Raw genomic sequence first — 13,646 nt, 5'->3', positions numbered from 1 at the left:
AGTATTTCTTAGCTTTTCACGGTAGAAGAGGTAAATTCATCTTCTTCATCACTTTCTATGCCCAGTGCTTCGTAAATGTATTTAAAAGTTGATAATAGCTCTGGTTTACCATTTACAATGGCTACATCGTGTTCAAAGTGAGCACTAGGCTTACCATCTGCAGTAAGTATTGTCCATCCGTCCTTTAGTTGTTTGATGCTCTTAGTGCCCATATTGGTCATGGGTTCAATCGCAACTGTCATCCCTTCAACAAACTTTTTGCCTCTTCCGCGACGACCGTAGTTAGGCATTTCAGGGCCTTCATGCATTTTTCTGCCTAGTCCATGCCCTACCAATTCTCGAACAACACCGTAACCATGCTCTTCTGTAAATTTTTGAATGGCATAGCCAACGTCACCTACACGGTTGCCGACCCTAAATTCACGAATACCTATGTATAACGATTGCTTGGTAACCTCTAACAGCTTTTTAACTTCAGGACTCACTTCTCCTACTTCAAAAGTATAAGCGTGATCACCATAGAAATCATTTTTTAGAGCACCACAATCAATGGAGATAATATCTCCCTCTTGCAATGGTGTGTCATTTGGAATGCCATGTACTACCTGAGCATTGGGGCTCATACATAATGAATTTGGAAAATCATATAATCCTAAAAAACCAGGTACCGCACCGTGGTCACGAATGAAAGTTTCGGCCATGGCATCAAGCTGAAGAGTTGTTACTCCCGGTTTGACTTCTGCAGCGATCATTCCCAATGTTTTAGAAACAATTAATGCGCTTTCACGCATTAATTCAATTTCCTCAGCTGTTTTTAATTTTATCATGCTAATTGTATACTAATGGTTTATACCAATGAATTTTGAGTCATATATTTAGACTTTTCCACACCCATTAGTTTTAAAATAGTTGGTGCAATATCACCTAATACACCATCATTAATATGATTAATTTCTTTATCGACCAATATTAATGGTACAGGGTTGGTCGTATGTGCCGTGTTTGGAGAACCATCTTCGTTAAGCATGGTTTCACAATTTCCGTGGTCAGCGATTACGATTACAGAAAAATCTTTTTCGATAGCTGCAGTAATAACGTCTTTTGCACATTCGTCAACTGTTTCACAAGCCTTAATTGCTGCTTCCATAACACCGGTATGACCAACCATATCAGGATTTGCGAAGTTCAAACAGATAAAGTCAACATCTCCTTTATTGATTTCTGGTATAATTTTATCCCTAATTTCAAAAGCGCTCATTTCTGGTTGCAAGTCATAAGTTGCCACTTTTGGTGAAGGACATAGAATTCGAGATTCACCTTCAAAAGGAACCTCTCTACCTCCATTGAAAAAGAAAGTAACATGAGGGTACTTCTCGGTTTCCGCTATTCTAATTTGTTTTTTACCGGCATTGGATAAAACTTCACCTAGCGTGTCAACGATATTATCTTTGTTATATACAACGTGTACGTTATTGTATGATTCGTCGTAATTGGTCAAAGTAACATAGTACAGTGCAAGTTTGTGCATGTTTTGTTCATGCATATCTACCTGACTTAATACTTGAGTTAGTTCTCTTCCTCTATCTGTTCTAAAATTGAAGAAAATAACTACATCGCCTTCTTTTACAGATGCAACAGGTGTGCCATCTGTATTGGTCATTACAATTGGTTTAATAAATTCATCGGTAACATCGGCATCGTAACTTTTCTGAATGGTTTTACCGATATCTGTAGATTTTTCTCCTTCTGCATTTACGATAACATCATAAGCTTCTTTTACACGTTCCCACCTTTTGTCACGGTCCATTGCGTAGTATCTACCAATTACAGTGGCTAATTTTGTGTTTTTATCTGCGCCGTATTGAACGATATCTTCTAAAAACCCTTTTCCAGATTTTGGATCAACATCTCTACCATCGGTAAATGCATGTAAATACATATTTTTGACACCAGATTCTTTACCGGCAGCAATTAACCCTTTAATATGGTTGGTATGACTATGTACACCACCATCACTTAATAAGCCTAAAAAATGAACATCTTTATTGTTTTCCTTTGCGTAGTCAAAAGCACTTTTTAGTACTGGTTCAGAACTCAAAGTGTTCTCGTTGACCGCTTTGTTTATTTTAGCTAAATCTTGATAAACAATTCTACCGGCACCCAAATTCATATGACCAACTTCGCTATTACCCATTTGACCTTCAGGCAAACCTACGTTCATTCCGTCGGTTAGCAAATTGGAGTTTGCGTATTTGGTATATAAACTATCTATAAAAGGCGTATTGGCTTTATCTACTGCAGATACTTCAGGATTTGGAGATTTGCCCCAACCGTCTAATATCATTAAGATTACTTTTTTGTTCATCTTCTCAAGGTTTTAAGAATACAAAAATACTATGTTCTGTTAAGTTTAGCTACTAGATTAAGGGCCTTTTTTAAATAGGTACAGTAACACAACATAATTGAACATGAAAAAGAGTTTTGTTTGTTAAAGTTTAGTTATAACAGTGTTAAAGGATGAAACATTTTAAGTTTTAAATAGTCTATTAAAATGTACGCTATTGTACTTCATCAATTAAAATCAATCATCATGAAAAAAGTAATTCTTACATTAGTTATGGTAGCATTTACCATGGGATCAACAGTTATGGCATCTGAAAACACTAACCGAATTGCATCATCAACTACATCAGAACTTATAAAAAAAGCAGATGTTAGTTCTTTTTGTAAGGCAGTAATAAAGGGAGATGTACAAACAGTAAAGCGCTTAATTGATTTGGGCGAAGATGTAAATCAAAAATCTATGGGTATGACCCCTGCAATGTTTGCAGCCCGTTACAATAAAGTGGATATTTTAGACGTATTGATCAGCAATGGTGCAGACCTAGATATGAAAAGTAACCAAGGGTATACTGCAAAACGTTATGCTGAATTATCAAATGCAACCGAGGCCCTAGAACTTATCGAAACAGCTACCGGTAGCTAATTTTCGATACTTTTTTTACTCTTTAGCAAGACTAAAAGATTGGGTTTATAAACTCATAGTTTTTAGTAACTTATCTTGATTGTTAAATATTTATTATTTAATTCTTAATATTATTATTTTCTTAGTATAATATATGTAAATTTATGTTATTGATAATTTTGATAAAAATTTAAATATAAATATTATGAAAAAAGTAATTGCATTTTTATTCTGTTTAGGAATGTTTTCGATAGCAAGCGCTAACGTTGACAATATTAAGAACTCTAACTCTTATACTATAAATTCTATTTCTGCCAATGATGAAATCAGTTCATTATGTAAAGCAGTTATAAAAGGAGATGTAGACGAAGTTAGAAGTTTGTTAGCTACTGGGGCGGAATTAAACGAAAAGTCATTAGGGTTAACACCTGCAATGTATGCTGCGCGTTACAATAAGGCAGAGGTAATGAAGGTTTTGCTTCTAAACGGGGCGAATTTAAATATTAAAAGCGACCAAGGGTATACCGCAAAAGATTATGCTAAACAATCGAACGCTAAGGATGTGTTGGATGTTATTAAACAAGATTCTTAATAAACAGCATTCTAAAATTTAAAAAGGTCCATTGAATTTTCAATGGACCTTTTTTTAATTAATACAAAATCCTACTCCAAATAGTGTTCAGGTAAAAGAGTAAAACGCGTTAAAAATCAAATCCGTTTACGGCTCTAACAACGAAGGCGTACATTGCCATAAATATCATTAGGGCGCAAAATACCGAGTAAACTTTTAAAAACGCAACCAATATTTCTGGTTTGCAGTTTTCAAAAGCTTGCACGTACAAGTTTCTGAAATGTGTAATTGTTCCCATTATAGTGTTCTTCTATGATTAAATCATAGCTATAAAGGCTATCGATAAATGGTAAAATAAGCTTGGGACTTACCCAAAGTTACAAAAATATCAGTAGGGTATAAAAGGCTCTGGATAAAGTGCTCAAAAAATCGGATTAACCTTGATTTTTATACTTTGCGATAGCTTCCTTAATTTTTTCAATTCTATTTTCAGGATCTGGGTGGGTACTTTGAAATTCAGGGGTACGGTTTGGTCCGCCAGCTGCTTTTAAAATTTCCATTACCGTTACCATTTCGTAAGGGTCATATCCAGATTGAATCATAAAAAGTACACCTAGTTCATCACTTTCCAATTCGTCGCCTCTACCGTTTTTCAATAAAGTGCTCTGTCCTATACTGCCTACAATGCTGCCCATATCTCCTGCACCTACAGTTGCACCCATGGTAGCGGTTTGCCAAGTTTGGCTATCGGCAATTCTTTCAGCGGAATGCCTACCGATAACATGACCTATCTCATGCCCTAAAACCCCGGCTAATTGCGCTTCATTAAGTTGAGAAAATAGTGCATACGTAATAAAACATTGCCCACCAGGCAACGCAAAAGCATTTATGGTTTGGTCATCTGCCAATAAATGAAAGTCATATTCATAAGGTGTTTCCCTAGCAATACTGTTTTGAACCAATTTGTTTCCTACAGACGCAACGAACGACTGCAAACGTTGATCGGGATAAAGTCCGCCGTGCTGCTGTGCCATCTCTGGGGCACTTTGTAAGCCTATAGCAATTTCTTGATCAGGGGTCATGGTAATATGCTGTGAACGACCGGTGTAAGGGTTCTCTTCGGTGTTGCTGCATTTTTGTATAAATGCGAAGGCAACAATGGCCAATCCTATGAATATTCTAATTTTCCAACTTCCTCTTCTCATGGTAAAGTGTTATAGTACAGGCTCTAATGTACAAAATGCTTATAAAAGCTTTCTATTGATATCTAAAATATTATTTTGTATGTAAGACTTCAAAAAGTTCATAGTAAAATGCTCGGCACCATAATAATCTTCGCGAATTATAATGGATGCCACGTTTTTACTTCTGTACTGTTCAAGCATAGGTATAGATAATGGTGCATAGCTATAATGCCAAGGCTCATATTTAAAACCTCTTCTTTTTGGCTCATTGGTATAAACTAAATAAAAACCATAGGTTTCAGAGTTTTCATCCATCCATTTTTTAAAATCGACATAAGGACCATCACCTTCATATTTGTGAGGAACCAAAACATCACCCTCCACTTTTCTGTAGCCGTCCACAACATCAATATCGGTACCCCAATGATGTCTGCTGGTACCAGGTATGGTAGAATATTCAATAATTTTATCAATGGCGTCGGTAGGGTTCATGCCATCATCATCTGTATATTGCAAAAATTTGCGCTCAAAAATTGCTTCTTGTCTATCGTAGCTTCTATAACTAGATACTATTTTTAAATCAATACCATCTTTATATGCTGCTTTTTTCATTTCTATAAAGGCATCATGAGCTTCTTTTCTTAAGTTGATACCCTTACCGAATAGCTCTATATCTTCTTTGCCCATAAGTTCAAGAATGCCATATTCCTTTTCTTCTTGAATAAATATTGTTGGAGCAAGAGCAAGTGCTAAGGCTGCGGAACTACTTCTATTTATAAATGTTCTTCTTTGCATATCTAAATATTGATGTTAATGGAGCAATTTATTTGCCAAACTCGATCAAAAGATAAAATACTTTTGAATGCGGTAAAATCTGTATTATTAAAGTAAAAATAGTGATTATTGATCTTATGGTATGTAAGATTAATTTTCTTCTCTTGTCGAAAGGTATAAATATCCTTGGTGTTTGATATTTAAGTCGTTTAAGGTAATTATGTAAAAATAAATACCAGATGGTAAACCTATATTTTTTGCAATTACACCATTTACATTAGAAATGCCGTTAAATTCGTTAGTGTAGTTCTTTTTTGAGAATACCATTCTACCATATCTATTGAAGATTTGTAAGGTGTTGTTCGGTGACCCTTCTATTCCTTCAATTTCTAAATAATCGTTTATACCATCACCATTAGGAGTCATATAATAGTTGTCTAATGTAATATTGGACACGGTTTCTAAAAGGTCGGAGTTTCCGCCAATAGTTATTATTTCATAGTCACTTGGTACAAAGTCCTCTGAAGTTATTGAGCCACTGTTAAAATCTCCCTCCACATTAGAATTTCCAAGATTTACCCAAACTTTATCAATAATACTCCAACCTACCACTTTTAGGTCGGTAATAAAATCACCGTAAAGATTGGCGTTGCTATCTTGGTCCCAGGTTAAGGTTACTTTCGATGGAATACTACCTTCTAAATGCCAAAATTCATATTCGCTAACCGATAAAAATTGGTTTTCGGTTAAACTGGTATCGAAACTTGTTCCAATAATACTTGGGGTGTTGGGGTCTTCATAATAATAGGCTGCTTTGGTATAATCATTAGAACTTTCGGATGCAATCGTCAATGGACGTAATTTATCGAACTGGCCAATTGGGTAGGTAAATTCAGATTTATTGCTCATTGCTGCATAGCCATCTACTTTTGTGGTATTGCCTTCGCCTATATAGAATGAATCGTTTAGAAAATTTATATTGACTTCGGATACCATTCTATTGGTAACAATATCACCTGTTATAAAACTGGCGTTATTTGAAATCCCAACAGTATTATCTATATAAAGATCGTTGTCAACGGCAACTTCAAAATCATAAAAAATAGGATTTGACCCACCGGATATCGTTAGCGCCTTATCCATGGAATAAAAACCGACCAATCCTTTATTTTGATTAAATGCACCATTATTGATGACATCCATATGAAAACCAACAAGACCGTCATCGTGAATTTGAATATTTCCATAGTTATGCACGGCATCTTGACTGTAGCTGTTTAAGGCACAGAGTAAAGTACAGACGATATATATAAAAGTTGATGTGTTTCTCATATTCTTATCGATGTGCTTCGAATATTACTACAATTCCATCTGCATAATTGTCTGTATTTAAGGTAAACCCATTGCTTGTGAAAGCAGTAACCGTTGCGGTGGTTAACCCTAAATTATCTCCATTTTGATTTGCATAACGTAACCCGATACTGTGAGAGCTAGAAGCGTATCTAGATATATCGTTAATTGAATTACCACTACCTCCGTTGAAGATTACTTGTTCGGTAATAGTGCCATTGTCATCTCTGGCAAATCCTTTCATACTACCATAAGCATTTGGTAATCCATTTTCATTATTTCTAGTCCCGTTGTCAGCATTAATATCGAAATCTTCAATATTGGCATAGGCTACAAACGACACTGATGAAGGTTGAAAAGGAATTCCGGATACGGAAACCGCACCTGTTCCCGAAATTCTAAACGTACCGGTATAGGTAGTTTTTTGACCCATTTGGCTCCAAGACGTACCATCAAAAACATATACTTGATTTGTATCCGTATTAAAGACCAAAGATCCTGTGGCAGCATCTGTTGTAGCATTTATATCTGCGGTTGTGGCATTGGTTAAGCCAAGTAGTAAACCACTTTCCAATTGGGCGTTGGCAATAACACCTGTTAGAAGAATGATTGTTAATAGAATGTAATTTTTTAATCTCATTTTTATAGGTCTAAAACAGTGAACATAAATTCAGAATCAAATCTTGATCGGTCGGTGCCGCCGTTGTCATTATCACCGATGATAACCTCAAAACTAGTCGAGGTTTGGTTGGAGTAGGAGATGCCAGGATCGTCGTTACCGGCACCACCTCTACCAGGTTGTGTTAATTGAATGATATAATCTGCATCAGATACCGCACCTGTAGGCAATGTAACTCTGTAATAACCTACACTGATTCTAGTGACGGTAACTCCAGCTGTTGCTTTGGTAACAGTACCGGCAGAGCTTATTTTTCCAATAGCTTTTATAGGGCTCATAGAATTTACCCACTCAGTACCAGTGGCTGTTGAAGTTAATACTTGACCAGCTGTTCCTGGGGAATCATTTTCATCTAATACGGCACCTTCCAATTCTAAAGTTTCGTTTATTATTACTGAAGTATTGCCCGAAGTTTCTTCAACTTTTAATGCTTCAATTTCACCAACAACTAAACCTATTTCATCGGCTGCAGGGCTGTAAATACCGGTATCGGAATCATCAGAAAATCTATAAGATGGCAGGGTTGTACTACCATCAGAGTTGTTTAATCCACTAGTTCTAGTTGTTCCATTTACGGTAAGTTTATTTGTTCCTAGTAATGGATTTCCTATACTTAACCTATTGTTGGTTGCGTCCCAGAATAATTGGCTGTTATTTTCAGTTGGAGTACCATCGGCTCCTGCAAAAAACACAGAACCTGTAGTACCTGTATGTGATAAATCAGATAAAGGAACATCTAAGTCTCCATTAGAATCAGATATTCTTAAGTAGTCAACCCCTGCCACATCAACAGTGGAAAAACTAGTGTTGGTTTCATTGGTAATACTCCCATCAACTTCCGTAAAATCGTTAATGATGTTGTATGGTAATGTACTCGACCCATCTCCAGTTATACTTATTCCGGCACCTGCTGTAATTTCTGTTTCAGTTCCGTCTGCATATAGAGAGGATAAATTCGCTACCTGAGTTGTAGGGTCATCTTCAATTTTAAGTAAAAGTTCAAATGTTGAACCGTTGAATGCGAACATTTCAACTGTTTGATCATCTGTTGAAATTGTACTAAGATCAACTTGATTGGATCCAGTTAATGGATTCGTTAATGTAAGAATATTGGTAGCGCTTAAACTTAAATCAGAAAGTTCATTGGTTACCGAGTTGTCCAGGTTATCCGGAACGGTAATGGTATACGGACTGGCCGCAGTACCTGCACCTGCAATAGTAGTATTCGTACCGTCATTGAGAACCGTTTCCGATCCATCGGCAACAGGAAGTGTTATAGGAGTTGAAGCCACACCATTGATGGTAGAGGTGATTTCTCCAGCAGTGATATCCAGTTCGTTCGAGTTTACGATCGGGGCATCCAAAGCGCCATTGCTGTCCGTGATCGTCAATGTGTTCGTCGCAGAAGTAAAAGCTGTGTTCGTTTCGTTTGTTACCGAGTTGTCCAGGTTATCCGGAACTGCAATGGTATAAGGACTGGCCGCAGTACCTGCACCTGCAATAGTAGTATTCGTACCGTCATTGAGAACCGTTTCCGATCCATCGGCAACAGGTAGGGTTATAGGAGTTGAAGCCACACCGTTGATGGTAGAGGTAATCTCTCCAGCGGTAATATCCAGTTCGTTCGTGTTTACGATCGGAGCATCTAAAGAACCATTGCTGTCCGTGATCGTCATTGTGTTGGTTGCAGAAGTAAAAGCGGTATTTATTTCGTTCGTTACGCTATCATCTATTTCAGTAAACGTATTTGCTACCACATAAGGATCACCGGTAACACCTGTACCTGAGACACTGATGTCCGTTCCCGCGGTAACCAAAGTTTCCGATCCATCGACAACAGGTAGAGTTATAGGAGTGGAAGCGACACCATTGATGGTAGAGGTAATCTCTCCAGCGGTGATATCCAGTTCGTTCGAGTTTACGATCGGGGCATCCAAAGCGCCATTGCTGTCCGTGATCGTCATGGTGTTGGTAGCAGAGGTGAAAGCGGTGTTCGTTTCGTTCGTTACCGAGTTGTCCAAGTTATCCGGAACGGTAATGGTATACGGACTGGCCGCAGTACCTGCACCTGCAATAGTAGTATTCGTACCGTCATTGATAACCGTTTCCGATCCATCGGCAACAGGAAGTGCGATGGGAGTTGAAGCCACACCGTTGATGGTAGAGGTAATCTCTCCAGCGGTTATATCCAGTTCGTTCGAGTTTACGATAGGAGCATCCAAAGCGCCATTGCTGTCCGTGATCGTCATTGTGTTGGTTGCAGAAGTAAAAGCGGTATTTATTTCGTTCGTTACGCTATCGTCTATTTCAGTAAAAGTATTTGCTACCACATAAGGATCACCGGTAACACCTGTACCTGAGACACTGATGTCCGTTCCCGCGGTAACCAAAGTTTCCGATCCATCGGCAACAGGAAGTGTTATAGGAGTTGAAGCCACACCATTGATGGTAGAGGTGATTTCTCCAGCAGTGATATCCAGTTCGTTCGAGTTTACGATAGGAGCATCCAAAGCGCCATTGCTGTCCGTGATCGTCAATGTGTTCGTCGCAGAAGTAAAAGCTGTGTTCGTTTCGTTTGTTACCGAGTTGTCCAGGTTATCCGGAACTGCAATGGTATACGGACTGGCAGTAGTACCTGCACCTGCAATAGTAGTATTCGTACCGTCATTGAGAACCGTTTCCGATCCATCGGCAACAGGAAGAGCGATGGGAGTTGAAGCCACACCGTTGATGGTAGAGATAATCTCTCCAGCGGTGATATCCAGTTCGTTCGTATTTACGATGGTAGCATCCAAAGCGCCATTGCTGTCCGTGATCGTCAATGTATTGGTTGCAGAAGCAAAAGCGGTATTTATTTCATTCGTTACGCTATCATCAATCTCCGTAAATGTATTTGCAACCACATAAGGGTCACCGGAAACACCTGTACCTGAGACACTGATGTCCGTTCCCGCGGTAACCAAAGTTTCCGATCCATCGGCAACAGGAAGTGTTATAGGAGTTGAAGCCACACCATTGATGGTAGAGGTAATCTCTCCAGCGGTAATATCCAGTTCGTTCGTATTTACGATGGTAGCATCCAAAGCGCCATTGCTGTCCGTGATCGTCAATGTGTTGGTAGCAGAAGTAAAAGCAGTATTTATTTCATTCGTTACGCTATCATCTATTTCAGTAAACGTATTTGCAACCACATAAGGGTCACCGGTAACACCTGTACCTGAGACACTGATGTCCGATCCTGCGGTTACCAAAGTTTCCGATCCATCTGCAACAGGAAGTGCGATGGGAGTTGAAGCCACGCCGTTGATGGTAGAGGTAATCTCTCCAGCGGTAATATCCAGTTCGTTCGTATTTACGATGGTAGCATCCAAAGCGCCATTGCTGTCCGTGATCGTCATTGTGTTGGTAGCAGAGGTGAAAGCGGTGTTCGTTTCGTTCGTTACCGAGTTGTCCAAGTTATCCGGAACGGTAATGGTATACGGACTGGCCGCAGTACCTGCACCTGCAATAGTAGTATTCGTACCGTCATTGATAACCGTTTCCGATCCATCGGCAACAGGAAGTGCGATGGGAGTTGAAGCCACACCGTTGATGGTAGAGGTAATCTCTCCAGCGGTAATATCCAGTTCGTTCGAGTTTACGATAGGAGCATCCAAAGCGCCATTGCTGTCCGTGATCGTCATTGTGTTGGTTGCAGAAGTAAAAGCGGTATTTATTTCGTTCGTTACGCTATCATCAATCTCAGTAAATGTATTTGCTACCACATAAGGGTCACCGGTAACACCTGTACCTGAGACACTGATGTCCGTTCCCGCGGTAACCAAAGTTTCCGATCCATCGGCAACAGGAAGAGCGATAGGAGTGGAAGCCACGCCATTGATGGTAGAGGTGATCTCTCCAGCGGTGATATCCAGTTCGTTCGAGTTTACGATCGGAGCGGTCAAAGCGCCATTGCTGTCCGTGATCGTCATTGTGTTGGTTGCAGAAGTAAAAGCGGTATTTATTTCGTTCGTTACGCTATCATCAATCTCAGTAAATGTATTTTCTACTACATAAGGATCACCGGTAACACCTGTACCAGATACACTGATGTCCGTTCCCGCGGTAACCAAAGTTTCCGATCCATCGGCAACAGGTAGGGTTATAGGAGTTGAAGCCACGCCATTGATGGTAGAGGTAATCTCTCCAGCGGTGATATCCAGTTCGTTCGTATTTACGATAGGAGCATCCAAAGCGCCATTGCTATCCGTGATCGTCATTGTGTTCGTCGCAGAGGTGAAAGCGGTGTTCGTTTCGTTCGTTACCGAGTTGTCCAGGTTATCCGGGACAGCTATAGTGTAAGGACTAGCGGCAGTACCTGCACCTGCAATAGTAGTATTCGTACCGTCATCGATAACCGTTTCCGATCCATCGGCAACAGGAAGTGTTATAGGAGTTGAAGCCACACCATTGATGGTAGAAGTGATTTCTCCAGCGGTAATTTCCAATTCGTTCGAGTTTACGATCGGAGCGGTCAATGCGCCATTACTGTCCGTGATCGTCAATGTGTTGGTAGCAGAAGTAAAAGCAGTATTTATTTCATTCGTTACGCTATCATCTATTTCAGTAAACGTATTTGCAACCACATAAGGGTCACCGGTAACACCTGTACCTGAGACACTGATGTCCGTTCCCGCGGTAACCAAAGTTTCCGATCCATCGGCAACAGGAAGAGCGATAGGAGTGGAAGCCACGCCGTTGATGGTAGAGGTAATCTCTCCAGCGGTGATATCTAGTTCGTTCGAGTTTATTATGGTAGCATCCAAAGCGCCATTGCTGTCCGTGATCGTCATTGTGTTGGTTGCAGAAGTAAAAGCCGTGTTCGTTTCGTTATTGGCATCTTTATCTAGATCCAATGCTTCAGAAGCGGTGATTGCATCCGCAAGTTCTGTATCCGTAGCGAAAGTATTTCCTAAATCGACACCGGTAGCACCGACAGCAGGATTCGTCAGGTTTACTGTTGTCCCTGTGATGGAAATATCTGAAAGTTCGTTCGTTGCAGAAACATCTTCGTCGGCAAGAATATGATTGTCTATTTTGGTATCTACCGCTGCTATTGCATTATCGGCATCCAATTCGTTTTGGTCAATATCCGCTCTAATAGCAGTATCGTCATATGCCAATCCGCTAATATCGGTACTTACATCGCCACCGGCATCCGATACGGTTAAATTTGTTCCATCAAAAGAAATTCCTGTATTGTAATCATCTGTAGCATCTATATCTAAATTTGCAGGTAGGTCGCTTAAATCATTAAAGCTCCCAGAGAAATCATCTGCAGCGTTTTGGTCAAATGCTGACAAATCAACAGTTGTTGCATTTGGATCATTTGATAAGGTAAGCACTCCCGAAGTATAATCTAAGGTCTGTATTTCGTTTTGGGCGTCTGCATCTGCATCGTCTACATTGATTGCAATAGTATTACCGTTGTCAATACTTATATTCCCCGGTGTATTGTCTGTCTGTAAATTTTGATTATCGGTAACTGCGATAGAAATAATGGTTTCTATTCCGTTTTCATTGGTGTAAGTGTAGGTGCCATCACCATTATCGTTAAGTGTAGAAATAGTTTGTGCCGCTCCGTTAAAAGTAACCGTATTACCATTTCCATCATCTAGGGTAATAGTGCCATCCCCATTATCGGCAAATGAAAAATCACTAGTGTTGTTGCCGTCACAAAGGTTTGTCCAAATAGATCCATTGAAATAGTAAACACATTGGGTATCTGTGTTATAGACTACAGCACCGTTCAATGGTGTTATTGCTTGCATTTGTGCAGTAGAAAGTCTTGTAAGTACAAAAGCTTTATCTGTACTTTCCAATTCAACAATAGAAGCGGAATGTATGGTGTTGGGATTCTGACCTATTTTCACCTGTGCGGATACACAGAAGGAAATTAGTGAGAAAAATAGAAAGAATTTAATTTTTGTAGACATTGACGTATTGGGGGATATGTTAACATCTGTAAAAATAAGGGGTGATTTGTAAGAAAAATAGAATATGTTGTGTAGCTAGACAATTATGTTGAGAAAACCAATAGCTGTTCTATTACACCCAATAAATGTGTATTTTATCTAGTGTTTG

The 13,646-nt window shown here is 39.3% G+C and carries 10 protein-coding genes; 2 read left to right on the top strand and 8 right to left on the bottom strand.

Features of this window, described 5'->3' with window-relative positions; all coding sequences use genetic code 11:
- Positions 1-8: 8 nt before the first annotated feature.
- Both map and gpmI read right to left on the bottom strand, forming a co-directional pair.
- Positions 9-827 carry a type I methionyl aminopeptidase gene (gene map, locus EXIGUO8A_RS02850; RefSeq protein ID WP_116770008.1) on the bottom strand — a complete coding sequence of 273 codons (819 nt, stop codon included), beginning with the start codon at positions 825-827 and terminating at the stop codon, positions 9-11.
- 20 nt (positions 828-847) lie between these two features.
- The gene (gpmI, locus tag EXIGUO8A_RS02845; RefSeq protein ID WP_159301853.1) at positions 848-2,365 is read right to left on the bottom strand and encodes a 2,3-bisphosphoglycerate-independent phosphoglycerate mutase; all 1,518 of its coding nucleotides are present in this window, start codon (positions 2,363-2,365) and stop codon (positions 848-850) included.
- 225 nt (positions 2,366-2,590) lie between these two features.
- Between gpmI and EXIGUO8A_RS02840 the strand changes: the two genes are divergently transcribed.
- On the top strand, positions 2,591-2,986 hold the full coding sequence (locus EXIGUO8A_RS02840; protein WP_159301852.1) for an ankyrin repeat domain-containing protein: 396 nt from the start codon (positions 2,591-2,593) through the stop codon (positions 2,984-2,986).
- A 184-nt stretch (positions 2,987-3,170) separates the two neighbouring features.
- Positions 3,171-3,557 carry an ankyrin repeat domain-containing protein gene (locus tag EXIGUO8A_RS02835; RefSeq protein WP_159301851.1) on the top strand — a complete coding sequence of 129 codons (387 nt, stop codon included), beginning with the start codon at positions 3,171-3,173 and terminating at the stop codon, positions 3,555-3,557.
- A gap of 109 nt (positions 3,558-3,666) precedes the next feature.
- Here EXIGUO8A_RS02835 and EXIGUO8A_RS02830 read toward each other — a convergent pair whose 3' ends face one another.
- From EXIGUO8A_RS02830 to EXIGUO8A_RS02805, 6 genes are all read right to left on the bottom strand, one after another.
- Positions 3,667-3,834, bottom strand: a complete 168-nt coding sequence (locus EXIGUO8A_RS02830; RefSeq protein ID WP_164674138.1) for a DUF6747 family protein — start codon at positions 3,832-3,834, stop codon at positions 3,667-3,669.
- A 136-nt stretch (positions 3,835-3,970) separates the two neighbouring features.
- A complete protein-coding gene (locus EXIGUO8A_RS02825) occupies positions 3,971-4,741 on the bottom strand; it encodes a M48 family metalloprotease (RefSeq protein WP_116770005.1) in 771 nt (256 codons plus the stop codon).
- Positions 4,742-4,780: 39 nt separating this feature from the next.
- Positions 4,781-5,515 carry a M15 family metallopeptidase gene (locus EXIGUO8A_RS02820; RefSeq protein ID WP_116770004.1) on the bottom strand — a complete coding sequence of 245 codons (735 nt, stop codon included), beginning with the start codon at positions 5,513-5,515 and terminating at the stop codon, positions 4,781-4,783.
- A 129-nt stretch (positions 5,516-5,644) separates the two neighbouring features.
- The gene (locus EXIGUO8A_RS02815) at positions 5,645-6,826 is read right to left on the bottom strand and encodes a gliding motility-associated C-terminal domain-containing protein (RefSeq protein ID WP_159301850.1); all 1,182 of its coding nucleotides are present in this window, start codon (positions 6,824-6,826) and stop codon (positions 5,645-5,647) included.
- Positions 6,827-6,830: 4 nt separating this feature from the next.
- Entirely contained in the window at positions 6,831-7,484 is a 654-nt protein-coding gene (locus EXIGUO8A_RS02810; protein WP_159301849.1) for a hypothetical protein, read from the bottom strand.
- A gap of 2 nt (positions 7,485-7,486) precedes the next feature.
- Positions 7,487-13,498, bottom strand: coding sequence for a beta strand repeat-containing protein (locus tag EXIGUO8A_RS02805; RefSeq protein ID WP_159301848.1), 6,012 nt, complete (start codon positions 13,496-13,498; stop codon positions 7,487-7,489).
- Between the last annotated feature and the right edge of the window lie 148 nt (positions 13,499-13,646).

The sequence above is a fragment of the Maribacter litoralis genome (genome assembly GCF_902506355.1).
GTDB classification, from domain to species: Bacteria; Bacteroidota; Bacteroidia; order Flavobacteriales; family Flavobacteriaceae; genus Maribacter; species Maribacter litoralis.
Note: the sequence above shows the minus strand (reverse complement) of the source record. Positions and strands in the feature narration are given on the sequence as shown.

Coding starts and splice junctions, on each gene's coding strand:
- map (WP_116770008.1), bottom strand. CDS start 827: ATGATAAAATTAAAAACAGCTGAGGAAATTGAATTAATGCGTGAAAGC.
- gpmI (WP_159301853.1), bottom strand. CDS start 2,365: ATGAACAAAAAAGTAATCTTAATGATATTAGACGGTTGGGGCAAATCT.
- EXIGUO8A_RS02840 (WP_159301852.1), top strand. CDS start 2,591: ATGAAAAAAGTAATTCTTACATTAGTTATGGTAGCATTTACCATGGGA.
- EXIGUO8A_RS02835 (WP_159301851.1), top strand. CDS start 3,171: ATGAAAAAAGTAATTGCATTTTTATTCTGTTTAGGAATGTTTTCGATA.
- EXIGUO8A_RS02830 (WP_164674138.1), bottom strand. CDS start 3,834: ATGGGAACAATTACACATTTCAGAAACTTGTACGTGCAAGCTTTTGAA.
- EXIGUO8A_RS02825 (WP_116770005.1), bottom strand. CDS start 4,741: ATGAGAAGAGGAAGTTGGAAAATTAGAATATTCATAGGATTGGCCATT.
- EXIGUO8A_RS02820 (WP_116770004.1), bottom strand. CDS start 5,515: ATGCAAAGAAGAACATTTATAAATAGAAGTAGTTCCGCAGCCTTAGCA.
- EXIGUO8A_RS02815 (WP_159301850.1), bottom strand. CDS start 6,826: ATGAGAAACACATCAACTTTTATATATATCGTCTGTACTTTACTCTGT.
- EXIGUO8A_RS02810 (WP_159301849.1), bottom strand. CDS start 7,484: ATGAGATTAAAAAATTACATTCTATTAACAATCATTCTTCTAACAGGT.
- EXIGUO8A_RS02805 (WP_159301848.1), bottom strand. CDS start 13,498: ATGTCTACAAAAATTAAATTCTTTCTATTTTTCTCACTAATTTCCTTC.